The organism is Mesorhizobium sp. M0292 (assembly GCF_040321695.1).
In the GTDB taxonomy this organism is placed as follows: domain Bacteria; phylum Pseudomonadota; class Alphaproteobacteria; order Rhizobiales; family Rhizobiaceae; genus Mesorhizobium.
This window is the reverse complement of record NZ_JAMYSB010000001.1, coordinates 1-23593: the sequence shown is the minus strand read 5'-3', so window position 1 is coordinate 23593 and position 23593 is coordinate 1. Positions and strand designations below refer to the sequence as shown.

21 protein-coding genes are annotated in these 23593 nt (G+C 63.2%); 10 read left to right on the top strand and 11 right to left on the bottom strand.

Annotation, left to right across the window (positions count from 1 at the left end; translation table 11 throughout):
* The first annotated feature begins 89 nt into the window (after window positions 1–89).
* Window positions 90–761, top strand: coding sequence for an alpha/beta hydrolase (locus NKI96_RS00105; RefSeq protein ID WP_245260553.1), 672 nt, complete (start codon window positions 90–92; stop codon window positions 759–761).
* A gap of 57 nt (window positions 762–818) precedes the next feature.
* Here the strand turns inward: NKI96_RS00105 and sthA are convergent, their stop codons facing one another.
* Window positions 819–2207 carry a Si-specific NAD(P)(+) transhydrogenase gene (gene sthA / locus NKI96_RS00100; protein WP_023682415.1) on the bottom strand — a complete coding sequence of 463 codons (1389 nt, stop codon included), beginning with the start codon at window positions 2205–2207 and terminating at the stop codon, window positions 819–821.
* 190 nt (window positions 2208–2397) lie between these two features.
* Between sthA and NKI96_RS00095 the strand changes: the two genes are divergently transcribed.
* From NKI96_RS00095 to NKI96_RS00085, 3 genes are all read left to right on the top strand, one after another.
* A complete protein-coding gene (locus NKI96_RS00095) occupies window positions 2398–2868 on the top strand; it encodes an RDD family protein (protein WP_352802450.1) in 471 nt (156 codons plus the stop codon).
* A 139-nt stretch (window positions 2869–3007) separates the two neighbouring features.
* The gene (locus NKI96_RS00090; RefSeq protein ID WP_023682417.1) at window positions 3008–3772 is read left to right on the top strand and encodes an arginyltransferase; all 765 of its coding nucleotides are present in this window, start codon (window positions 3008–3010) and stop codon (window positions 3770–3772) included.
* A gap of 133 nt (window positions 3773–3905) precedes the next feature.
* The gene (locus NKI96_RS00085) at window positions 3906–4802 is read left to right on the top strand and encodes a DMT family transporter (protein ID WP_352802447.1); all 897 of its coding nucleotides are present in this window, start codon (window positions 3906–3908) and stop codon (window positions 4800–4802) included.
* Here NKI96_RS00085 and NKI96_RS00080 read toward each other — a convergent pair.
* Window positions 4790–6004, bottom strand: a complete 1215-nt coding sequence (locus tag NKI96_RS00080; protein ID WP_023819331.1) for an AI-2E family transporter — start codon at window positions 6002–6004, stop codon at window positions 4790–4792. The two genes, NKI96_RS00085 and NKI96_RS00080, sit on opposite strands and share 13 nt — an antisense overlap.
* Before the next feature lie 280 nt (window positions 6005–6284).
* A complete protein-coding gene (gene parC, locus NKI96_RS00075; protein ID WP_352802444.1) occupies window positions 6285–8537 on the bottom strand; it encodes a DNA topoisomerase IV subunit A in 2253 nt (750 codons plus the stop codon).
* 404 nt (window positions 8538–8941) lie between these two features.
* Here parC and NKI96_RS00070 point away from each other — a divergent pair, with 404 nt between their 5' ends.
* The gene (locus NKI96_RS00070; RefSeq protein WP_352802442.1) at window positions 8942–10132 is read left to right on the top strand and encodes an aq_1923 C-terminal domain; all 1191 of its coding nucleotides are present in this window, start codon (window positions 8942–8944) and stop codon (window positions 10130–10132) included.
* 230 nt (window positions 10133–10362) lie between these two features.
* Here NKI96_RS00070 and aspS read toward each other — a convergent pair whose 3' ends face one another.
* Window positions 10363–12150, bottom strand: a complete 1788-nt coding sequence (gene aspS, locus NKI96_RS00065; protein WP_023682421.1) for an aspartate--tRNA ligase — start codon at window positions 12148–12150, stop codon at window positions 10363–10365.
* Between the two features lie 223 nt (window positions 12151–12373).
* Here aspS and NKI96_RS00060 point away from each other — a divergent pair, with 223 nt between their 5' ends.
* Complete coding sequence (locus NKI96_RS00060) at window positions 12374–12793, top strand: hypothetical protein (RefSeq protein ID WP_023734157.1); 420 nt, start codon at window positions 12374–12376, stop codon at window positions 12791–12793.
* On the opposite strand, the gene NKI96_RS00055 is transcribed toward NKI96_RS00060, so the two are convergent.
* Window positions 12790–13548, bottom strand: a complete 759-nt coding sequence (locus NKI96_RS00055) for a DeoR/GlpR family DNA-binding transcription regulator (protein ID WP_023819606.1) — start codon at window positions 13546–13548, stop codon at window positions 12790–12792. The genes NKI96_RS00060 and NKI96_RS00055 overlap by 4 nt on opposite strands.
* Before the next feature lie 111 nt (window positions 13549–13659).
* On the opposite strand from NKI96_RS00055, the gene NKI96_RS00050 reads away from it, so the two are divergent.
* The 3 genes from NKI96_RS00050 to rnd all read left to right on the top strand — a co-directional run bounded on the left by NKI96_RS00050 (window position 13660) and on the right by rnd (window position 17441).
* A complete protein-coding gene (locus NKI96_RS00050; RefSeq protein ID WP_352460102.1) occupies window positions 13660–14865 on the top strand; it encodes an MFS transporter in 1206 nt (401 codons plus the stop codon).
* Window positions 14866–14969: 104 nt separating this feature from the next.
* Window positions 14970–16214: an MFS transporter gene (locus NKI96_RS00045; protein ID WP_352446908.1), complete on the top strand. Its 1245-nt coding sequence runs from the start codon at window positions 14970–14972 to the stop codon at window positions 16212–16214.
* Window positions 16215–16289: 75 nt separating this feature from the next.
* Window positions 16290–17441, top strand: a complete 1152-nt coding sequence (gene rnd, locus NKI96_RS00040) for a ribonuclease D (RefSeq protein WP_023682426.1) — start codon at window positions 16290–16292, stop codon at window positions 17439–17441.
* A gap of 58 nt (window positions 17442–17499) precedes the next feature.
* On the opposite strand, the gene NKI96_RS00035 is transcribed toward rnd, so the two are convergent.
* The 5 genes from NKI96_RS00035 to NKI96_RS00015 all read right to left on the bottom strand — a co-directional run bounded on the left by NKI96_RS00035 (window position 17500) and on the right by NKI96_RS00015 (window position 20873).
* Window positions 17500–17919, bottom strand: a complete 420-nt coding sequence (locus tag NKI96_RS00035; protein ID WP_023673032.1) for an MAPEG family protein — start codon at window positions 17917–17919, stop codon at window positions 17500–17502.
* 22 nt (window positions 17920–17941) lie between these two features.
* Complete coding sequence (locus tag NKI96_RS00030; protein WP_023749016.1) at window positions 17942–18511, bottom strand: hypothetical protein; 570 nt, start codon at window positions 18509–18511, stop codon at window positions 17942–17944.
* Window positions 18512–18530: 19 nt separating this feature from the next.
* Entirely contained in the window at window positions 18531–20033 is a 1503-nt protein-coding gene (gene guaB / locus NKI96_RS00025) for an IMP dehydrogenase (protein ID WP_023711555.1), read from the bottom strand.
* A gap of 142 nt (window positions 20034–20175) precedes the next feature.
* On the bottom strand, window positions 20176–20631 hold the full coding sequence (locus NKI96_RS00020; protein WP_023673035.1) for a PIN domain-containing protein: 456 nt from the start codon (window positions 20629–20631) through the stop codon (window positions 20176–20178).
* Complete coding sequence (locus tag NKI96_RS00015; RefSeq protein WP_023673036.1) at window positions 20628–20873, bottom strand: type II toxin-antitoxin system Phd/YefM family antitoxin; 246 nt, start codon at window positions 20871–20873, stop codon at window positions 20628–20630. Before NKI96_RS00015 ends, NKI96_RS00020 begins: the two co-directional genes overlap by 4 nt.
* Before the next feature lie 243 nt (window positions 20874–21116).
* Here NKI96_RS00015 and NKI96_RS00010 point away from each other — a divergent pair, with 243 nt between their 5' ends.
* Window positions 21117–22538 (top strand): MFS transporter, encoded by a 1422-nt coding sequence (locus NKI96_RS00010; protein WP_352802437.1) that lies wholly within the window; start codon window positions 21117–21119, stop codon window positions 22536–22538.
* A 191-nt stretch (window positions 22539–22729) separates the two neighbouring features.
* On the opposite strand, the gene NKI96_RS00005 is transcribed toward NKI96_RS00010, so the two are convergent.
* The gene (locus tag NKI96_RS00005; protein WP_023715379.1) at window positions 22730–23452 is read right to left on the bottom strand and encodes an RlmE family RNA methyltransferase; all 723 of its coding nucleotides are present in this window, start codon (window positions 23450–23452) and stop codon (window positions 22730–22732) included.
* Window positions 23453–23593: the final 141 nt, after the last annotated feature.

The window sequence follows — 23593 nt, the reverse complement described above, 5'->3', positions numbered from 1 at the left end:
GTTGCAATCACATTTCGCGGAGCGTGAAAATATTCCGTTTTGAAGCTGGCAAAGGACCAATGTCTCCGTGAAATCAATGAGATATGAGCGTGCATCGATATAGCGACGAGAACGCCTTTCTGCATCAGGATCTGGCCTTTCCCTACCGCCTTCTCAAGCCGGAGAATGCCGGCGGCGAGAGCCTGTTTTTACTGCACGGATCGGGTGTCGACGAAACGACGATGGTGCCGATTGCGAGGCAGATCGCCCCCAACGCCACGCTGGTCGCGGTGCGTGGCCGCATCCGCCAAGAAGACGGCTTCCGCTGGTTCGAGCGGATCACGCCGACCAGTTTCGAACAGGCGAGCATCCGTGCCGAAACATTGGCCTTTGCCGCCTTCGCAAGCGAGGCCGCAAAGCGCCACGGGCTCGACCTCGCCCGGGTGACTTTCGTCGGCTATTCCAACGGCGCCAATCTGGTTTCCAGCCTGATGCTGCTCAACTCCGGCCGAGTCCGAAAAGCAGTGCTGCTGAGAGCGATGCCCGTGCTTGACGATGCGCCGGCAACCGATCTGACCGGAACGCGCGTCCTGATTGTCGCCGGTGCCGCGGACGAGATCTACGGGCCGTTTGCGCCGCCACTGGTGACGCTGCTCAACAAACATGGCGCCGAGGTCGATGCGCGCATCGTGCCTTCAGGTCACGAAATCGGCGGCCCGGATGCCGCCATCGTCCGGCAGTGGCTTGCGGGACCAGCATTGGTCGCACGCCAGGCAGGCTAAGAGACCTTGGTAGACCGCATCGGCGCCCGGCGGAACGGCTGAGCAGATGCTCGTCGCCTAGCCCTGTCCCATCCGGTTCCAGGCATCGAGCCCGGCGATCTTGTAGGCTTCGGCCAGCGTCGGATAGTTGAAGGTGTTGTTGACGAAGAAATCAACCGTGCCGCCGAGGTTGATCACCGCCTGGCCGATATGGATCAGTTCGGTGGCGCCTTCGCCGACGATGTGGGCGCCGAGCAGGCGGCGCGTTTCGACCGAGAACAGCAGCTTCAGAAAGCCGGAGTTGACGCCCATTATGTGGCCGCGCGAGGTTTCGCGGAACCGCGCCAGACCGACTTCATAAGCAGCGCCGCTCTCGCGCACCTGCTCCTCCGACTGACCAACGGTGGAGATTTCCGGCACGGCGTAGATGCCATAGGGGAAGGTTTCCGGCGGCGGTGGCAGTTGCACGCCGAAGGCGTGGCAGGCGGCCACCCTGCCCTGCTCCATCGATGTCGAGGCAAGGCTGGGGAAACCGATGACGTCGCCGGTGGCATAGATGTTGGGCGCACTGGTCTGGAAGGTCTGCGGATCGACCTTGATGCGGCCCCGGGAATCGGCCTCGATGCCGACCACGTCGAGGCCGAGGCTGCCGAGATTGCCGCTGCGGCCGGCGGCGTAAAGCACGATCTCGGAGCGGATGGTGCGGCCATCGGCGAGCGTCACTTCGGCATAGTCGGGTTTTGAGACGATTTCCTTGACCGTACTGCCGAGGCGAATGGTCATGCCTCGGTCGCGCATCTGGTGGATGAAGTCGTCGACGATCTCGCGGTCGACGAAATCGAGGATGGTGTTGCGCGGCTCCACCAGCGTCACCGGCACGTCGAGCGCCGAAAAGATCGTCGCATATTCAACGCCGATGACGCCGGCGCCGATCACCGTCAGCGTGCGCGGCAGATGGTCGAGTTCCAGCATCTCATCGCTGTCGAAGACGCGGATCTTGTCGAAAGGCACGTCGCGCGGCCGGTGCGGCCTGGTGCCGACCGCGATCAGCGCATTGGTGAAACCAACCTCCGAGTAGTCGCCATTGTCTGCCGTCAGGCTGACCTTGTTTGGGCCGACGAATTTCGCCATGGCGCGCACGCTTTTGACGGCGTTGCGCATAAACTGGTGCTGCAGCACCTCGACCTCGTGGTCGAGCGTCTTGTGCAGCCGCTCGACCAGGTCGGCGATGGAGATGTCCTGCTTGACCCGGTAGCCGCGGCCGTAAAAGCCGCGCTCGCGCCAGCCGGACAGGTTCAGCACCGTCTCGCGCAGCGTCTTCGACGGGATGGTGCCGGTGTGCACCGAGACGCCGCCGAGGCGCCGGCCCCTGTCGACCACCAGCACCGATTTGCCGAGCTTGGCCGATTGCACCGCGGCGCGGCGCCCGGAAGGGCCGCTGCCGATGACCAGCATGTCGTAATCCATGTAACCCCGTCCCCTCGGCGTCTTGTTGCGCCGCAGCAAGCTAACGCCATCCGTCCACCAAATTCAATCGGCTCAACCGCGTCACACTGCCGAGCAGGACCGATGGACGAACCGATCTTGATTCCGCCCGCAGTCTTCACCATTTCAGTGGCGGCGCACCCTAGCGTGGCGCCTGTTACGAGGACATGACATGAACGCGCGCGTACTTGACGGCGAAATCATCACCAGCAGGCTCGACGACGTCAGGGCCTATGACGGTGTGCGCACGCGGCGCATCCTGGCCTTCATCATCGACTATTGCATCGTGGCGCTGCTCACCATTCCGTTCGCGATCCTGGTGGCCGTGCTTGGCCTTTTGACATTCGGTCTTGGCTGGGCGCTGTATTCCATCCTCGTGCCGGCGGTCGCCATTCTCTACATCTGGAACACGCTGGGCGGTCGCAACCAGGCCACATCAGGCATGAAGATGATGGGCATTCGGCTCGATCGTCTCGACGGCAGCCGTATCGACGGCCTCACCGCCGTTGTCCATTCGGTGCTGTTCTGGGCGAGCACGGTCATCCTGACGCCGCTCGTCCTCCTGGTGACGCTGTTTTCCGATCGCAAGCGCACACTGCACGACCTGCTGCTTGGCACGGCCGTCAGGCGCAGCGACCGTTGAACCGGCGTTCAACCGACGCCAACAGGCATTTGTGCGCAAATGTGAAGGGGTCCGTTCAACCCCGCCTTCACAATCCTGTTGAATTTTTCGCCAGCCAAGCCAAAGGTAGAGCGATTCGCAGGAGTGTTCCCAACGTTCGATGACGCACCATCCGACCCAGTCGCCGCAGTTCTTCCTGACCGCGCCATCGCCGTGCCCGTATCTCGAGGGCCAGTTCGAACGCAAGGTGTTCACGCATCTGGTCGGCGACAAGGCGCCGGAGATGAACGACCTGTTGACGCAAGGCGGTTTCCGGCGCTCGCAGAACATCGCTTACCGTCCCGCCTGCGAGACCTGCCGCGCCTGCGTCTCGGTGCGCATCCTGGCGCAGGAGTTCACCGCCAGCCGCAACATGAAGCGGGTGATCCAACGCAATTCCGATCTGATCGGCGCCATGCACGACGCGCAGCCGTCGACGGAGCAGTATTCGCTGTTTCGCGGCTATCTCGACGCTCGCCATCGCCGCGGCGGCATGTCCGACATGACGGTGCTCGACTACGCCATGATGGTCGAGGATACCCATGTCGACACCAAGGTGATCGAATACCGGCGCCGCGGCCCCGACACATTCATCACCGGCAAGGGCCAGGGCGAGCTGATCGCCGTGGCGCTGACCGACAAGATGGCCGATGGCCTGTCGATGGTCTATTCCTACTTCAATCCCGAGTTCGAGGACCGTTCGCTCGGCACCTTCATGATCCTCGACCATATCGCCCGCGCCCGGGCCATGGGCTTGCCCCATGTCTATCTCGGCTACTGGGTCAACGGCTCGCGCAAGATGAACTATAAAATGCGCTTCATGCCGCAGGAGCATCTCGGCCCGAAGGGCTGGGAACGCTACGACCACGAAGCGGTCACGCGCTGATTTTCCTTCTTACCAGATCCTGATCTAAACATTTTCAGCCGAGACGATGCTGGTCTTTCCGCCTGTTGGCCCGTCTGTTGGCGGGGCGATTGCGCCGACCGGCATCTGCTCAAATCATTGCGAAAGCCGTTGCATGTCCTCTCACAATGCCCACACCAAAGGACTTCTGCTCACCGCGCTTGGCGGGCTGGCGCTGACCATCGACATTCCCCTGATCCGGCTCGCCCATGGCGAAGCCTGGACGATCCTTTTGCTGCGCACCGGCTGCACCTTCGTGGCAGGGCTGATCGTATGGGCCATCTGGCGCTCGTTCAGCAAGAATGCTCCGCAGCTGATACCCGGCTGGTCGGGGCTCGTCGTCGCCACCCTCTACGGGCTCGGCGCAATCGCCTTCATCACTGCCGTCTACAACACCTCGACCGCCAATCTGGTTTTCATCCTGGCCTTCTCCACCATGTTCTCGGCGCTGCTCTCGTGGCTGTTCCTGAAGGAGCGACCGCAGCCGCTGACGCTTGCGGCAATGGCGCTGATGATCGTCGGCATCGCGATCATCGTCGGCGATTCCGTCGGCACGGGAAATCTGTTCGGCGATGTGATGGCGCTGTGTTCGGCCTTGGCGATTGCCTGCGCCATCACCGTTTCACGCGCCAGCGGCAGGGATATGGGATTCACCGCGCTGACCGGCGTCCTGCTGCCGTTCGGGCTGGCGGCGCTCATGGTCTCCAGGACCGGTTTCCAGGTGGAAGCGCCATGGTGGATCGTTTTCAACGGCGCCGTCATCATGCCGTTCGCCTTCTTCTGCCTGGCCAACGGGCCGAAATACATTTCAGGCCCGGAAGTGGCGATGTTCTATCTCCTGGAAACGGTTCTGGCGCCGGTCTGGATATGGATGATCTTTGCCGAGGCGCCGTCGCGCAACAGCCTGATCGGCGGCGTGATCCTGATCGTCACGCTGGTCGCGCATTCCCTGTGGCAGTTGCATGAAGGGCGCAAGCGCCGGGCAGCGCTCGCCGTCGCTTACCCAGTCTGACTTTTCTTCGCCGGGCCGGCGACAATCTCGATCTGCGGCGGCCCGCCTTCGAGCTCGGCCGCCCCGTCGGGAACGGTGTCTTCGGCCAGTTCCACCTCGCGCAGCCATTCGCGCCATATCGCCACCAGCAGCGCCATCAGCACGGGGCCGATGAACAGGCCGAGAAAGCCCATCGTCTTGACGCCGCCGATCAGGCCGAAAAAGGTGGGCAGGAAGGGCAATTTGATCGGTCCGCCGACCAGCTTCGGGCGCAAGGTCTTGTCGACGATGAACAGTTCCACCGCGCCCCAGATGAACAGCGCCAGACCCGCCATCGGCGAGCCGCTGGCGGCGAGGTAGATCGACACAAGCGTAAACGACAGCGGCGCGCCGCCGGGGATCAGCGCCATCACGCCGGTCAATGCGCCCAGCGTCACCGGCGACGGCACCCCGGCCAGCCAGTAGGCGATGCCGAGCACCAGCCCCTCGCCGATGGCGATCACGGTCATGCCGGTAACGGTCGAGGAGATGGTCGCCGGCACGACGCGCGAAATCCGCTCCCAGCGCGTCGGCAGGATGCGTTCGCCGAGCCGGTCGATCTGGCTGGCAAAGTGTTCGCCGTCGCGGTAGGCGAAGAACAGCGCGATCATCATGAACAGCAGCGTCAGCAACAGGCCGAAGGCGCTGCCGCCGGCAGCCAGCACGCCGCGATAGATGCTGCCGATATTGGCGCCGCTGACCAGCTGGATCAGCTCGCCGATGCCGCCGGGATGGCCGAAATTGTCGATCCACTGTTCGTTCAGCCACTCGCCGACGACAGGCAGCGAGGTGATCCAGTGCGGTGTGACCGCGCCGTGCCTGTTGGTCTCGATCGCCCAGCCGACCCATTCGCGGACCTCGTTGATGGCGTAGGTGCCGGCGAGCGCTATCGGCACCACCAGGAAGGCGAGGATGAACAGGATGGCGAGCGTCGCGGCGACGGTGCGGTTACCGCCGACACCGGCAAGCAGCCGGCGGTAGAGCGGCCAGCTGGCAAAAGCAATGACGAGGGCTGCCAGCACGGGAAACAGGAACCCGTGGAAGAAATAAACGCCGGCGGCGACGATCAGCACCAACAGCCAGCGCGCCGCCGACAGCGGCGGGATGACGGCGGCCCGCAGCGGTGTCGACAGGCCGAACAGGCGCTGCTGACGTTCCGGCTTCTGGATCTTCGCTTCCTTCAAACGGTCAATTCTCCCAGCCTACACAGCGTTTATGCACTGTTATAGTGCCGCAATCGTGACGATAGTCCAAATGGTTGGTGAAGCTGCCAATCTCCCCCCTTGTGGGGGAGATGTCCGGCAGGACAGAGGGGGGCGCGAAGGATCGCCAGCCTGGCACCCGACATTGAAGACCCAAGAGTTGCGACCGAGTGGCGAGCCATGACCATTCGATGCGCTGGCGGGACAGCGCCCCCCTCTGGCCTGCCGGCCATCTCCCCCACTTGGGGGGAGATCAGCAGCTTCAACCAAATTTCCCCGTCCGCGGGAATCCCTTCGGCACCATCCGTCCGGCCGACGCTCTCGCGCCGATCCACTCGGCCAGCTCTTCGCGCGACCTGACGAAGGTGCGGTCAGCGGAATCCTGCCAGGACAGGCCGCTCTCCAGCGTGAAAGGTTTCAGGTCGAGCAGACCGCCATCCTTGTATTTCTGCAGGCGAACGCCCTTGCCGCGGCCCATCTCCGGAATTTCGGAGAGCGCAAACACCAGCATCTTGCGGTTCTCGCCGACAATGGCGAGATGATCGCCGGAAACCGGGATGCAGGCCTTGGCCTCGTCGGGCGCCTTGACGTTCATCACCTGCTTGCCCTTTCGGGTGTTGGCGACGACCTCCTCCTCCGGCACGATGAAACCATTGGCATCGTAGGAGACGAGCAGCAGCTTGCGCTTCGGGTCGTGGACGAAGGCGGTGACGATGTCCTGGTCGTTGTCCATGTCGACGATGATGCGGATCGGTTCGCCATGGCCGCGGCCGCCCGGCAGCCGGTCGGCGCCGATGGTGTAGAATTTTCCGCCGGTGGTGAAGACCAGGATCTTGTCGGTGGTCTGGGCATGGAAGGTGAGCTTGAGGCTGTCGCCTTCCTTGAAGGTGAGCGTGGAATGGTCCGCCAAATGGCCTTTCATCGCCCGCAGCCAGCCCTTTTCCGAGACCACCACGGTGACCGGCTCGCGCTCGATCATGGCGTGCGCAATGTCGGTCAGATCATGCTCCGGCGCGTCGGCGAACTGGGTGCGGCGCTTGCCGAGTTCGGTCTCGGGGCCGAACTTGTCGCGAACCTGCGTGACTTCCCATTTGATCGTCGACCATTGCTTGGCGTCGGATGCGAGCAATGCCTCGATCTGCTTCTTCTCGGTGGTGAGACCGTCGAACTCCTTGCGGATCTCGAACTCTTCCAGCTTGCGCAAGGCCCGCAGCCGCATGTTGAGGATGGCTTCGGCCTGGGTGTCGGTGAGCGACCAACGGGCCGTCATCACCTGCTTGGGCTCATCCTCCTCGCGGATGATCCTGATGACCTCGTCGATGTTGAGATAGGCGATCAGGTAGCCGGCAAGGATTTCCAGCCGCTTCTCGATCTCGCCAAGCCGATGCTTCGAGCGGCGGATCAGCACATCGCGCCGATGGTCGAGCCACTCCTTCAGCACGCCCTTCAGCGACAGGACGTTAGGCACCTTGCCCCGCGACAAAACGTTCATGTTGAGGGGAAAGCGGCTTTCAAGCTCGGTCAGCTTGAACAGCGATTCCATCAGAATGCCGGGATCTACTGAACGGCTCTTCGGCACCAGCACAATGCGGACGTCCTCGGCGCTTTCATCCCTGACATCCTCGAGCAGCGGCAATTTGCGCGCGATCAAAAGCTCGGCGATCTTTTCGATCAGCCTGGCCTTCTGGATGCCGTAGGGGATTTCAGTGACGACGATGCTCCAGGTGCCCCTGCCCTGATCCTCCTGGCCCCATTTGGCGCGCACGCGAAAACCGCCGCGGCCGGTCTCATAGGCCTCCAGGATGGAAGCGCGGCTGTCGACGATGATGCCGCCGGTCGGGAAATCCGGCCCCTGGACGAACTCCATCAGCTTTGTCACCGGCGCGTCCGGCTGCTCGATCAACTGCAGCGCTGCGTTGCAAAGCTCGGCGGCATTGTGCGGCGGGATGGAGGTGGCCATGCCGACCGCAATGCCGGAGGAGCCGTTGGCGAGCAGGTTCGGGAAGGCGCCGGGGAGCACTACGGGCTCCTCGTCCTCCTCATTGTAGGTCGGCCGAAAATCGACGGCGTCCTCGGTGATGCCGGCAAGCAAATCGCTCGCCACCTCGGTCATGCGCGCCTCGGTATAGCGCATGGCGGCGGCGTTATCGCCGTCGATATTGCCGAAATTGCCCTGCCCGTCGACGAGGGGATAGCGCATGGAGAAATCCTGCGCCAGGCGCACCAGCGCGTCGTAGATCGACTGGTCGCCATGCGGATGGAACTTGCCCATCACGTCGCCGACGATGCGGGCGCATTTGGCAAAGCCCTGGTCGGGGTTGAGCCTGAGCAGCCGCATCGCATGCATGATGCGGCGATGCACAGGCTTCAGCCCGTCGCGCACGTCAGGCAGCGCCCGGTGCATGATGGTCGAGAGCGCATAGGCAAGATAGCGCTCTTCCAGCGCCTTCTTCAGATCGACCGGTTCGATGTGGTCACCGCCGCCATTTTCAGGCGGCAAAATCCTTTTTCCCATGCGGCTGGACTAGCCGAGCGGGTGATTCGCGGCAAGGCGGGGCTGCGGAAATCCGCACTTTGCAGCCTTTGGGCTTACGAGGGCGGCTCAAGGTCCGCCAATGGATGTGACGGACTTCATGTTCCCCCTTGCCGTCCCTGTGCAACAGCAACGGTAGCAGTGCTGTTGCCAACCAACATCAATCTGTTACACGCCCTCTCTAAGGCAGGAGACGGTACGCAGGGGAGCCCGACCTTCATGACATATTCACCGCATCGGGCGAAGGCTCCCGCTCCGATTTGCCTTTCGCCGTGATTTTCGACAAATCTGCGGGAAAGCGCCTTTTTCCCGTCCAGTTCGTCACGGAATGGTGATGGCGTAGAATTGAGAAAACACTTTTTCAGGACTCTCTCAGGGAACTCGCGATGACAATCCAACGTTCGACACTCAAGAAACTTGCTTTTTCGACCTTTTTGCTGACGCTGCCGCTGAATGCCGCCTTTGCGCAAGACACGGCGGTTGCCGACCGACTGAAGGCCGCACTTGCCGTCCAGGGCGTCGATATCACCTGGACCGGCGTTACCGGCGACAATTCCAGCATGGTGCTGCAGGGCGTGTCGGTCAAACCGGCGGCCGAAAAGGAGGCGCTGCCGATCGGCGACGTCAAGCTCGAGGGCGTGACCGAGGCCAATGGCGGCTTCGATGTCGCGACCATCACGACTTCGGCCTTCGAGCATAGCAAGGACGGCGTCACGCTCAACCTCACCCCCTTCGTCATTCATGACGCCAACATCCCGGCTGAGGGCGCTACAGGCCCGCTCGGCTCGATGATGATCTACAAGTCGGCCGAACTCGAAAACCTGACGGTCAAGGTTGCCGACAAGACCGCCTTCTCGGTGGATGGGCTTGCTGTCCAGATCACGCCGCCGGCCGACGGCAAGGCGATGGAGTTCTCCGCCACCACGGAAAAGTTCAACGCCGACCTGACCCTGGTCGACGATGCGAAGTCCAAGGAAGCCATCGAGGCCCTCGGCTACCAGAACATCTCGGGCAATATCGAGATCGGCGGCACCTGGCAGCCGAGCGACGGCAAGATGGACCTGTCGAAATACGACATCTCGGTCGAGAATGCCGGCACGCTCGGCATGACCTTCGGCCTCGGCGGCTACACGGTCGACTTCGTCAAGTCGCTGCAGGAGATGCAGAAGAAGATGGCGGCGCAGCCCGAAGGCGCCGACAATTCGGCGCAAGGCATGGCGCTGCTCGGCCTGTTGCAGCAGCTCTCCTTCAACAGCGCATCGATCCGCTTCGATGACGATTCGCTCACCGGCAAAGTGCTTGAGTATGTCGGCAAGCAGCAGGGCATGTCGGGCAAGGACATCGCCAACCAGGCCAAGGCGATCGTGCCGTTCGGCATGGCGCAGCTCAACAATCCCGAACTGACCGCCGAAGTGACGGCCGCGGTGAGCAAGTACCTCGACGATCCGAAGAGCCTCCAGATTTCGGCCGAGCCGCCGGCAGCTGTGCCGTTCGCGCTGATCATGGCCGGTGCCATGTCCAACCCGGCCGACCTGACCAAGACGCTGGGCGTCCATGTCAAGGCCAACGAAGACTGATCGAAGTTCGCTCCCTTCTCCCCGTCACTATACGGGGAGAAGGTGCCGGCAGGCAGATGAGGGGCGGCGCCAACGCCTGCAAATTGTGGTTCGATGCTGAACCGATTGTCAGAAGGCGCCAACTGCTAAGGCCGTTCGCCAATCGCCTGCATGCGTGCTGCCCCTCATTGTCCTGCCGGACATTTCTCCCCGAATAGAGACGGGGAGAAAGGGCAGTTGCAACGCTGCTGTCAGTCCTTCTTCACTGCCGCGACACGCAGCGACAGATCACGCAACTGCTGCGGCGAGGCTTCCGAAGGCGCGTTCATCAACAAATCGTAGGCCTGCTGGTTCATCGGGAACATGGTGATCTCTCGCAGGTTCTTGGCGCCGACCAGCAGCATGACGACACGGTCGACGCCGGCCGCCATGCCGCCATGCGGCGGGGCGCCATACTGGAAGGCGCGGTAAAGGCCACCAAAGCGTTCTTCCACCGTGGCGCGGTCGAGGCCAACCGTCTCGAACGCCTTGACCATGGTTTCCGGCAAATGGTTGCGGATACCGCCAGAGGCGATCTCGAAGCCGTTGCAGACCATGTCGTACTGGAAGGCCTTGATGCCGAGCAGGTCGTCGCCGTTGAGCGCGTCGATACCGCCTTGCGGCATCGAGAACGGGTTGTGGGCGAAGTCGATCTTCTTCTCCTCCTCGCTCCATTCGAAGAACGGGAAGTCGACGATCCAGCACAATTCGAAGCGCTCGCGGTCGACAAGGTTCAGTTCTTCGCCGGCACGCGTACGCGCGGCACCGGCGAAGGTAACGAACTTCTTCGGATCGCCGGCGACGAAGAAGGCGGCGTCGCCATCGGCAAGGCCGAGCTGCTGGCGGATCGCCTCGGTGCGCTCCTCGCCGATGTTCTTGGCCAGCGGACCGGCGCCTTCAAGCTTGTCGCCTTCCTTGCGCCAGAAGATGTAACCCAGTCCCGGCTGGCCCTCGCCCTGCGCCCACGAGTTCATGCGGTCGCAGAAGGCGCGGCTGCCGCCGGTCTTGGCCGGAATGCCCCACACTTCGGCCTTCGGATCGTTGGCCAGGATGTTGGCGAAGACCTTGAAGCCGGAATCGCGAAAATGGTCGGAGACGGCCTGCATCTCGATCGGGTTGCGCAGGTCCGGCTTGTCGGAGCCATATTTGCGCATGGCGACATCGTAAGGAATGCGCTGGAATGTCTGCGTCACCGGCTTGCCGTTGGCGAAGGTCTCGAAGACGCCGCGCATCACCGGTTCCATGGTCGACAGCACGTCGTCCTGCTCGACGAAGCTCATTTCGAGGTCGAGCTGGTAGAATTCGCCGGGCAGACGGTCGGCGCGCGGGTCCTCGTCGCGGAAGCAGGGCGCGATCTGGAAATAGCGGTCGAAGCCCGAAACCATGATCAGTTGCTTGTACTGCTGCGGCGCCTGCGGCAGCGCGTAAAAGGTGCCGGGATGGATGCGCGACGGCACCAGGAAGTCGCGCGCGCCTTCCGGCGACGAGGCCGTCAGGATCGGCGTCGAGAATTCGGTGAAGCCGACATCGGTCATACGCTTGCGCATCTCGGCGATGATTTTCGTGCGCGCCACGATGTTCCTGTGCAGCGTCTCGCGGCGCAGGTCGAGAAAACGGTACTTCAGGCGGATGTCTTCGGGATAGTCGGGCTCGCCGAACACCGGCAGCGGCAATTCCTTGGCTGCCGACAGCACCTCGATCTCGCGGGCAAAGATCTCGATCTCGCCGGTCGGCAGGTTGGCGTTGGTGGTGTCCGGCAGGCGCGCCTTGACCTCGCCGTCGACGCGGATCACCCATTCGCCACGCAGCGTCTCGGCCACCTTGAAGGCGGGCGAATCCGGATCGGCGACGATCTGGGTCAGGCCGTAATGGTCGCGCAGATCGATGAACAGCAGGCCGCCATGGTCGCGCACGCGATGCACCCAGCCCGACAGGCGAACCGAAGAGCCGACATCGCTCTTTCTCAACTGGGCACAGGTGTGGCTGCGGTAACGATGCATTGTCATGTCAAAATTCCGGGGTGCTGGGTTGTGGGTCGAGCATCAAAGCCCGGTCCAAAATTTGCGCGAAAAGCGCATGGGAGGCCCGATTTGTCAAGGCAAGCCGGGTTTGGGTCGTCTCTCTATCCGCTAGTCAGTGTTGAAGTCTTTGCCAGGCTTGGCGCATTGCCGCCAGAAGTGTTTCTCGCGACAGTGCAATCATCGAATGATCTGGAGATACTTCATGCCAGAACCCACAGTCCCGCCGGGTGTCGGGCCACATAATGGCCGCGAATTGGAGCTGATGCTTCAGGGCGACAAATCAATGGCCTTGTTCGCGGCGGAACCGGGTATGGACGCCGACGATATTGGCGATGCAGGTTTTGCACCGTTTGTCGACGAAGGTCGCATCCTGAAGTTCACCCAGATTGTTCCTAAAACCTCAGTGGAAGAGCGCTGCTACTGCCTGCCGACAGAAGAATGGCGCTGCAAACTGAGCTTGTTGATCTCCAGAATGTGCCGCAGCGGAGAGGCCTTTGACATCTTCACATCGAATGATCTGGCGAGGCTTGAAGGAGCCCTTCTCGGCTATTCAAAGGAAGATGTCGAAGTGTTCGTCGCCCATGCTGCGTCCCGGACTGCCCGCGCGCCGAGCTCCGTTTAAGCCAAATGGATTTCGGCGCCCTGGCGTTCGAAATCCGCGAGGATCGCGGCCGGCGCGGTCTTTTCGACCACGAGGTGGCGGATCGCCTCTGGCCTGGCGACCCGGTAGGGTGCGGCTGTGGCTAGCTTGTCGTTGGTTACAGCGATGACGATGCCTGCGCTGTTCTTGGCCATCGCCCGCTTTACCTCGGCCTCAGCCGAATCGAAGGCCGTGACGCCGCGCGACGCATCGAGACCGCAGGATCCGAGAACAAACAGGTCCGCGCCAAGTTGCGCGACAGCGGCAAGCGTGTCGGCGCCGACGCAGGCGCCGAGATGGCGGTCGAACCGCCCGCCCAGCACAATCAGTTCGACCAAAGCGTGGTCTGACAGGACGTAGGCAATTTCGAGCGAATTGGTGGCGACGGTCAGATCGATGTCGCGCGGGATGGCCCTGGCGATCGCGGCATTGGTCGAGCCGCTGTCGATGAACAGGGTCTGTCCGCGCGAAAGCAGTGCCACGGTCGCGCGGGCCAGCCGCGTCTTTTCTTCGACGGCATGGCCGGCGCGCAGGCCGACCGGCGTGGCCGCGAAGGGTGCGGCCGCGACCGCGCCGCCATAGACGCGGCGGCACTGCCCGGCCTTGGCCAACTCCCTGAGGTCGCGCCGAACCGTGTCTTCCGAAACGCCGAAGCGGCCTGCCAGCTCGCCGGCCAGCACCCTTCCCTCGACGGCCAGGCGATCGCGAATAATTTGATGCCGCTCATCGGTCAGCATTGCATGATCCTGTTTTTTCCATGCACGTTCTTGCACGATTTGCATGTTTGTGCAAGATGTAGGCATATCAAACAGTGACAACCGTCGACTCTCTTCCCCGAAAGCATCGTCATGACCTTTGGCCTCCGCCTCGCTCCGCAACACCGGGTCTACGCCGGCTTTGCGATCTATTCGTTCGCCATGGGCCAAATCTTCCCGCGGCTGCCCGACATCAAGCACGCCATGGGCATCGGGGACGGCACGCTCGGGCTAAGCCTGATTGGGACGCCAATCGGCACCTTGACCGCGCTGACGCTGGCGGCGCCGATCCTGGAGCGCATCGGCTTCCGCCGCGCGCTGCTCGGGCTGGTGCCGCTTTTGTCGGTTGTCTTTGCCATTGCCGTGCATGCGCCTGGGCCGCTTGCGCTGTTCCTGATGCTGTTTCCGGTCGGCCTGATGATCGGCAGCGTCGAGATCATTCTCAATGTCGAGGCCGACAGAACCGAATTCCTGCTCAAGCGCCGGATCATGAACCGGGCGCATTCGTTCTGGAGCATCGGCTTTTTCGGCGCCGGCCTGTTCGGCGCCGCGCTTGCGCATCTCGGCATTTCGCCGCAACTGCACCTGGCGATTGTCGTACCGATGGTGGCGACAGGAATCGCGCTGTTTCTCGGCGGTTACGAACCGGCGCCGAGCCGCTTCGCCGGCAATGACGAGACGGCGCCAACGCTGGCGCGGCCGACGCTGCCGATCCTCGTCCTCGTCGCGGTGACACTGTCGGCGATGCTGATGGAAGGCGCCAGCATCGACTGGTCGGCAATCTACATGCGCACCGTGTTCGATGCGGGCCCTTTCGTCGCCGGCTTCACAGTGGCGCTGTTTGCATTCTCGCAAGCGAGCACGCGCTTCTTTGCCGACTCCTTTGTCGACCGCCACTCGCCGAGCGTCGTGGCGCGGGTGCTGCTGGCGACGATGGCGGTGGGCGTGCTGCTCGTCTTCTTCTCGCCTGCCCCGCTCGTATCGATGCTGGGCTTTGCGCTACTTGGCATCGGCAGCAGCGTGCTCTTTCCGCTGGCGATCTCGGCGGCAGCCCAGCGGACGGACCGCTCCGCGACGATCAATGTCGCGGCGCTGTCGCAGATTTCCTTCGTCGCCTTCCTGCTCGGCCCGCCGCTGCTCGGTTTCGTCTCCGACCATTGGGGCATCCGCTCGGCCTTCGGTATCGGCATCCCGTTCATCATGCTCAGCCTGCTGACCGCCGGCTCGCTTGGCCGAAGGGCTGCCCGGGGCAAGCCTGCGCCGGCGAGCGAAGCTTTGGCGAGGGCCGACGGAGCTTGAACGGCCGCACCTGAAGCCACACACCTGTTGGCGGCGGGACAAGCCACTGGCATTGGCCACACCGATGGTTCAGAACTGTGGAGCCACCCAAGCAACGGTTCCGTATGTCCTCCATCCGCCCGCTGATCCCGCTCCTCATCGCCGCCGGCATCCTGCTTGGCGGCAACGGGCTGCAGGGCACGCTGATCGCGTTGCGCGGCGCGCAGGAAGGGTTTTCGGCCTCCGACATCGGCCTGATGGGCACGTTCTATTTCGCCGGCTTCCTGCTTGGTTGCCTCGCAGTCACCCGCATCCTCAAGGCAGTCGGCCATGTCCGGACGTTTTCAGCGCTCGCCGCCATCGCCGCTGCCAGTACGCTGCTCCTGGTGCTGGTGATCGACCCGGTGATGTGGTGCGCGGTGCGCTTTGCCGGCGGTTTCTGCTTTGCCGGCCTGTTCACCGTCATGGAAGCGTGGCTGAACTCCGGCGTCGAAAACAAGGATCGTGCGCGGGTGCTCGCCGTCTACCGCATGGTCGATATCGGCTCGGTAACCGGCGCGCAGTTCCTGATCCCGATCTTCGGCCCCGGCGGCTTTGCCATCTTCGCCATCATGTCGATGATGATCACGCTGTCGCTGGTTCCGGTGTCGCTCGGCGACCGCTCCAACCCGACGCCGCCGGAAGACGTCAAGCTCGATCTCGCCCGCGTCTGGCGGATTTCGCCGCTCGGCTGCTTCGGCTGCATCTGCGTCGGCGTCACCAACAGCGCGTTCCGCACGCTGTCGCCGGTCTATGCCGAGCAGATCGGCATGTCGGTGGCCGATGTCGTCACCTTCGTCAGCGTCGGCATTTTCGGAGGCGCCCTTATCCAGTATCCGCTGGGCTACCTCTCCGACCGCTGGGATCGGCGCGCGGTGCTTCTGGCCACGACATGCGGCGCCATGTTCGCGGCGCTGGCGCTGGTCTTCGTCGCCGGCGCCGATCCGACCCTCAATTTGATCATCGTCTTCATCTTCGGCAGCTTCGCCATGCCGCTCTATTCGCTGTCGGCGGCGCATTCCAACGACCGCGCCGACAAGGGCGAGTTCGTGCTGATCAATGCCGCCTTGATGCTGTTCTATTCCTTCGGCGCCATCGGTGGCCCCTTCGCGGCCTCGACGGCCATGCAATATTTCGGACCGGGCGCCCTGTTTGTCTTCAGCGCAGTCGTCTACGCCACCCTCATCGCCGTCATTCTCTACCGCATGCAGGTGCGCGGCAGCGTGCCGGCGGGCAAGCGCAGCCGCTTCACGGCGCTGCTGCGCACATCAACCGTCTTCGCGCGGCTGGCGCGCAGGAATGGCGATTCCGACGGATCGGCGGATACTTGACCGGAGGGCGGCTTGACGAAAGCGCCCATGGCTGAAATTGAAAGAGAACCTTACCCGTTAATAAAAAGCGATTTGATGCACGTCATCACCACCCAAAATGAGCTCGAGTCCGTTCTCGCCGCTTTTGAAAAGTCGGATTTCGTCACCGTCGACACCGAATTCATCCGCGAAACGACATTCTGGCCGATTCTGTGCCTGATCCAGATGGCGGCGCCCGGCGTCACCGCGCTGATCGACCCGCTGGCGCCCGACATCAACCTCGCCCCGTTCTTCCGGCTGATGGCCAATGAGGCGGTGGTCAAGGTTTTCCATGCCGCGCGCCAGGACATTGAAATCATCGTCCATCTCGGCGATCTGGTGCCCCATCCGGTGTTCGACACCCAGGTCGCGGCCATGGTCTGCGGCTTCGGCGACAGCGTCTCCTACGATCAGCTGGTGCAGCGCATCACCGGCGCACGGCTCGACAAATCCTCGCGTTTCACCGACTGGCGCCACCGGCCGCTGTCGGACAAGCAACTCGACTATGCGCTGGCCGACGTCACCCATCTGATCGACGTCTACAAGCATCTCAGCGCCGAACTGGAGCGGGAAAACCGCGCCCATTGGCTAAACGAGGAAATGGAGGTGCTGACTTCGCGCGAGACCTACGATCCGCACCCCGAAGACGCTTGGAAGCGGCTGAAGATGCGGCTGCGCAAGCCGCAGGAGCTGGCGATCGTGCAGACGGTGGCGGCATGGCGCGAACGCGAGGCGCGCGAGCGTGACGTGCCGCGCGGCCGGGTGCTCAAGGACGACGCCATATACGAGGTCGCCCAGCAGGCGCCGCGCGATGCGGCAGCGTTGGGCAAGCTGCGCACGACGCCGAAAGGCTGGGAGCGTTCGTCGACGGCTACCGCATTGCTTGGCGCGGTCAACACGGCGCTCGCTTTGCCCCGCGAAGAGATGCCGAAGCTGCCCAAGAGCTTTCAGCCGCCCGAGGGCTCCAATGCCGCCTCCGAGCTGCTGAAGGTTCTGTTGCGGATCGTCGCCGAGAAGGAAGGCGTCGCCTCGAAAGTGCTGGCGTCCAGCGACGACATCGACCGCATCGCCGCCGAGGGCGAGGATGCCGACGTGCCGGCCCTGCAGGGCTGGCGACGCGCCGTGTTCGGCGAAGCCGCACTGAAGCTGGTGCGCGGCGAAATCGGCATCAAGTTCGACAAGCGCAAGATCGCGGTGTTCGATTTGTAGACCCCCACCCCGCTCCGCGGAGCGACCCTCCCCACAAGGGGGAGGGTAAACAACTGCCCTACACCGCTCCGAGCAGGTGTAGCGCGAACCAGATCCATGCCAGCAAGAGAATGATCGCGCCGACGTAGAAGGCGCGGCTGCGAAACCGCAGATTGTTGCTGGTGAGGTGGACCCAGGCGTGGCCATAGCGGGAAATCACGAAAATCCACATCAAGGCCAGGGTCAGATAATTGACGCCATTGGTCGCGTGCAGCGCCAGGCACAGCACATAGAACAGCACCGGCAGTTCAAACTGGTTGATGAGATTGTTGGCAACCGTGACGCTCGACCCGGGCTCGGTCGTGCGCACCTTGTATTGACCGACCTTGGCCTCGCCCGATTTGACCGCGCCGTAGCGGCGCCGGCCCATCACGACATAGACGATATAGACGAGCAACACCTGCGCCAGCATCGGCCAGAAAATCGCGGTCTGGCTCATGGCGTTGCCCCTGCTCTGTCGTTCATGCCTGTGGACGCCGCTGGGCGGCAAGGATCAAAAACGCGATGACGATGACGGGGATCGCCAGCAGCGCGAATTTGGTGACGATCAGCGACGAGGCGAAAGACAGAGAATCCGGGTTGGCCGACAGCGCATCGGACAGAAGCCGCGCCACCGCAATGTTCTGGGCGTAGTCGGCGCATGTGTAGGGCAGCACGATGACCAGCGCGAACAGCGCCTGAAGCTGCACCGGCATGGCACGAAAATTCTTCAGCCGCCGCCCGGTTGCCAGGATCAGGCTGACCATGGTCAGCGACAGCAGCGCCGGGAAGAGAAGGTCGAAAGTCAAATAGTGCCAGACCAGGATGATCTCGCTGCCGCGTCGGCCGAGTGCCGTCAGCCAGGCCATGCCCTCGTCGGGCGTGAACCCGCCAAGGCGCACGTCGAGCGACGGCAGGCCACCGCTCAGCCGCCGAAAATAGAAGAATTCCAGCAGCGTCATGATGATGAAAACCGCCGCGGCGGCAAAGCACAGCGCGCCGGCATGGCGCGCCAGCCGCAGCACGATCGTCGCCTGGTGGCGCCAGAGCATGTACCGCTCTGGCTGCCGGTCAGGCTCCGCCAGGATAGTTCGGGCTTTCGCGGGTAATCGTGACGTCATGGGCGTGGCTTTCACGAAGTCCGGCGTTGGATATGCGCACAAAGGTGGCGCGTTCGCGAAAATCGGCAAGGTCGCGGCCACCGACATAACCCATAGCGGCTTTTAGCCCGCCCGCAAGCTGGTGCAGCACGCCAGACACAGGTCCCTTGTAGGGCACCTGCCCTTCAATGCCTTCCGGAACCAGTTTCAGCGTGTCGCGCACTTCGGCCTGGAAGTAGCGATCGGCCGAGCCGCGCGCCATGGCGCCGACCGAGCCCATGCCGCGATAGGCCTTGAAGGAGCGGCCCTGGTGCAGATAGACCTCGCCCGGGCTTTCATCGGTGCCGGCCAGCAGCGAACCGATCATGGCCGCACTGGCGCCGGCGGCAAGCGCCTTGGCCAGATCGCCCGAATATTTGATGCCGCCGTCGGCGATGACCGACACGCCGGATCTATGCGCCCTCTCGACCGCCGACATGATGGCCGAAAGCTGCGGCACGCCGACGCCGGCGACGATGCGCGTGGTGCAGATCGAGCCCGGGCCGATGCCGACCTTGACGGCATCGGCGCCGGCGTCGATCAGCGCCTGTGTGCCTTCGGCGGTGGCGACGTTGCCGGCCAGGATGCGGACGGAATTGGAAAGCTTCTTGGCCCGCGTCACCGCATCGAGCACGCGCTGCGAATGGCCATGCGCGGTGTCGATGACCAGGAGGTCGACACCGGCATCGATCAACCGCTCGGCGCGCTCGAAGCCGTCATCGCCGACGCTGGTGGCGGCCGCCGCCCGCAGGCGCCCCTGCGCATCCTTGGTGGCGTGCGGGTTGAGCTGCGACTTCTCGATGTCCTTGACGGTGATCAGGCCGACGCAATTGCCGGACTTGTCCACGACGACGAGCTTTTCGATGCGGTGCTGGTGCAGCAGCCGCTTGGCCTCGTCCTGGTCGACATTCTCCTTGACCGTGATCAGGTTCTCACGGGTCATCAATTCGTAGACTTTCTGCCCCGGATCGGAGGCGAAGCGCACGTCGCGGTTGGTCAGGATGCCGACCAGGCGGCCGATCTTCTGGCCGCCGGTGCCGCCATTCTCGACCACCGGAATGCCCGAGATGGAATAGGTGCGCATCAGCGCCAGCGCGTCGGCGAGCGTGGCGTCGGGGCCGATGGTGACCGGATTGATGACCATGCCCGATTCGAACTTCTTGACCTGGCGAACCTGCTCGGCCTGTTCGGCCGGCGAGAAATTGCGGTGGATGACGCCGATGCCGCCGGCCTGCGCCATGGCGATGGCGAGCCGCGCCTCGGTGACGGTGTCCATGGCGGCCGACAGGATCGGCACGTTGAGGTCGATGTCGGTGGCGATGCGGGTGCGGATGTCGGTCTCACCGGGCATGACCTCGGAATGACCGGGCTGCAACAGCACGTCGTCAAAGGTCAGCGCCAGCGCGCCGGTGGACGTTTCGATGATTTTTGCCATGGCCAGTCCTCGGATACGAAAAGCGCTGGGAGAATACAAAAAAGCGCTGGACCGAAATGGACAGCGCCGACTCGTTTCTTCCCTTTCAGGATTGGCGCTGGCTGGTAACACGTCGCGGCGCCGATGAAAAGCCGGTCGTGGCCTATTCGGCGGACTTGCCCAACAGGGCATCGAGCAAGACATGGCGCGGTGACGCGAAAGGATTGACGACCGTTACGCCGCCCCAGGTGAAGCCGTCCTGCAGATCTTCCGACAGCAGCAGCCGGCAACCGGTTTGCGAGGCAACAGACAGGATGGTCGCATCCCAGATGCCGAAATGGTGATCGGTCGCAAGATCAGCCGCGACCGTCATCACCTCCGGCGTCGTGCCGACAACCGGAAACGCGTCGCGCCAGCTCAACAGGGCGTCGCGCGCTTGTGCACGTGATCGTCCGGCCTTGCGTGTGAGAACGGTGAACAATTCGCCGAGCACTTGGACTGGAATGACGGCTGCCTCTTGCGCAATGTCGTGCAGCAGGCCGAAAACGATGTCGCGCTTCTCGGCTCCGTTGATCCCCTCGGCATAAACAAGGATGTTGGTATCGAGCGCGACCTTCACCGCTCGTCCTCGTAAAGCTCGTCGCGGCTCCAGCGCCCGGCTTCTACAACAGGCTGGCGTTCGAGGCGCGACAGCAGCGCTGTGCGCGAACGAGACGCCGCAGGGTCGGGCTGCCCTGCAGGCACGATCCGCGCCACGGGGCGCCCATGGCTGGTCACGACATAGCTCTGTCCTTCGCGGACACCGCGCAGGAGGAGCGAGAATTTGCGGTTGGCGTCGGCTGCGGAAACGGCTTCTTCCATGACATTGTCCAGATAGTAGTTATATTCACTACAGCATAGTGAACCCGGTCAATTTTCGCAAGTTCATTCAATGTGGCGAAACGCAGCGATGCCTCTTGTCCGCCCACGGTCGCACAAAAGTGACAGCAAATTAATGCGACATCGCGCCTGAGGCGTGATAACCGCCCGTTTGTATCGGCTTGCCCGCCTTTTCATTGCCTGGATTGGCCGGCAGGCACATTTAGACCAGTTCGGACGCGTTCGTTGAACCGCATCATTCCGCTCATTCTGGCGGTCGCCTTGTTCATGGAAAACATGGATTCGACCGTCATTGCGACATCGCTGCCGGCGATTGCCGTCGACATCCACACCAGCCCGATCGCGCTCAAGCTGGCGCTGACCGCCTATCTGGTGTCGCTGGCCATCTTCATTCCGATCAGCGGCTGGATGGCCGACCGGTTCGGCGCCAAGACCATTTTTCGCGCCGCGATCGGCGTGTTCATCGTCGGCTCGGTCTGCTGCGCCATCTCCAATTCACTGCCGGCCTTTGTCGTCTCGCGCTTCCTGCAAGGCATAGGCGGCGCCATGATGACGCCGGTCGGCCGGCTGGTCCTGGTGCGCGCGACGCCGAAGAGCGAGCTGGTCGCGGCCATGTCGTGGCTGACGGTGCCGGCGCTGGTCGGCCCGCTTGTGGGACCACCGATCGGCGGCTTCATCACCACCTATTTCACCTGGCACTGGATCTTTCTGATCAACGTGCCGATCGGCCTGATCGGCATCTGGCTGGCGACGCGCTTCCTGCCGCAAACCGACTCGATGGAGACGCCGCCGCTCGATTTCGTCGGTTTCGTACTGAGCGGGCTGGCGGCCTCCGGCGTCGTCTTTGGCCTGTCGGTGGTCAGCCTGCCCTATCTGCCGCCGGCGACCGGCCTCATCACCGTGGCGGTCGGGCTGATTTCCGGCGTGCTCTATCTGCTGCATGCGCGGCGCGCCAAGAACCCGCTGCTGGCGCTGGAACTGTTCCGCAACCAGGTGTTCCGCTCCTCGGTGCTCGGCGGCTCGCTGTTTCGCATCGGCATCGGCGCGGTGCCGTTCCTGTTGCCCCTGATGTTCCAGATCGGCTTCGGGCTGACGCCGTTCCAGTCGGGCATGATCACCTTCGTCTCGGCCATCGGCGCCATTGGCATGAAATTCGTTACCGCGCTGATCTTCCGGCTTGCGGGGTTCCGCCGGGTGCTGATCTGGGGCTCGCTGATCGCCGCGGCATCGATCGCCATATACGGCCTGTTCACGCCGGAGACGCCTTACGCGCTGATGCTGGCGATATTGCTGGTCGGCGGCTTCATCCGCTCGATGTTCTTCACCGGCGTCAACGCGCTCTCCTATGCCGAGGTGACGGCTGAAGACACCAGCAAGGCAACGCCGATCACGGCGGTGTTCCAGCAACTGTCGATCGCGCTCGGCGTGGCGCTGGCCGGCGGCATCCTGGAAGTCTCGACCTCGATCCATGGCGGACCGCTGGCGCTCGGCGATTTCCACATCGCCTTCTTCATCGTGGCGGCGGTGTCGGCGGCAGCGTCCGTGTCATTCATGCGGCTGGCGCCGGATGCCGGCAATGCCGTGTCGGGACATGGCCGGCTGACGACGCCGAAGACGCTGGAGCCGGTGAGCACGGCTGGGAAGTAAGGGGCGAGCGCCCCTCATCACTTCGTTCATCCTAGGGCGAAGCGACTCAAAGCGTCGCGCAGACCCTAGGATCCATGCCGTGATCTTGATCGAAGGATGCAGCGGCACAGAATTCTGCAGCGTTTCAACGCGTTAACGTCACGGCATGGATCCTAGGGTCTGCGCTGCGTCGCTTCGCTCCTTGCTTCGCCCTAGGATGACGATGCCACTGGTGGCTCTCTGCCCTTAAAATCCTTCGCCAGCAAATACAGTTCCACCGACTCATCGCGCGACGCCGGCGGCTTGACGTGGTGCACCGAGCGGAAGTTCTTCTTCAGCATCGAAAGCAGCTCGTTCTCGGCGCCACCCTGGAAGGTCTTGGCGAGGAAATGCCCGCCCGGCTTCAGCACCGACAGCGCGAAATCGGCGGCCACCTCGCACAAATGCATGGTGCGGATGTGGTCGGTTCGCTTATGACCCGTCGTCGGCGCGGCCATGTCCGACAACACGACATCGGGGTCGCCGCCCAACGCCTCGGCGAGCTTTTGCGGCGCTTCCGGGTCGAGGAAATCCATCAGCAGCACCGGCGCACCCGGCACCGCATCCATTTCGAGGTAGTCGATGCCGATGACATGTGGATTTTCCGCCGTCGACTTGGTCCTCGCGGCCGCCACCTGGCACCAGCCGCCGGGGGCCGCACCGAGGTCGATGACCTTCATGCCGGGCTTCAAGAGATGGTGCTTGTCGTCGATCTCGATCAGCTTGTAGGCCGCGCGCGACCGGTAGCCGTCGGCCTTGGAGCGCTGGACATAGGGATCATTGATGTGGCGCTGCAGCCAGCGGCGCGACGATTCTTTGAGGCCCGACTTCTTCTTGATTCGTGTTTTGAGGACGCGAATGCTGGCGGAGCCCGGCTTTTCCGGCTTCTTTGTCATGACGTTATTTCTTGTTTGAGTTTTTGCACTCGCCGAGTTGCCGCCGTTTTTCGGCCGCTTCGCGTTTCGCGGAGGGCTTCCCCCACTCCGTCGCCGCTTCGCCGCGCCACCTCTCCCCCCTCCGGAGGGAGAGGAAAGGCG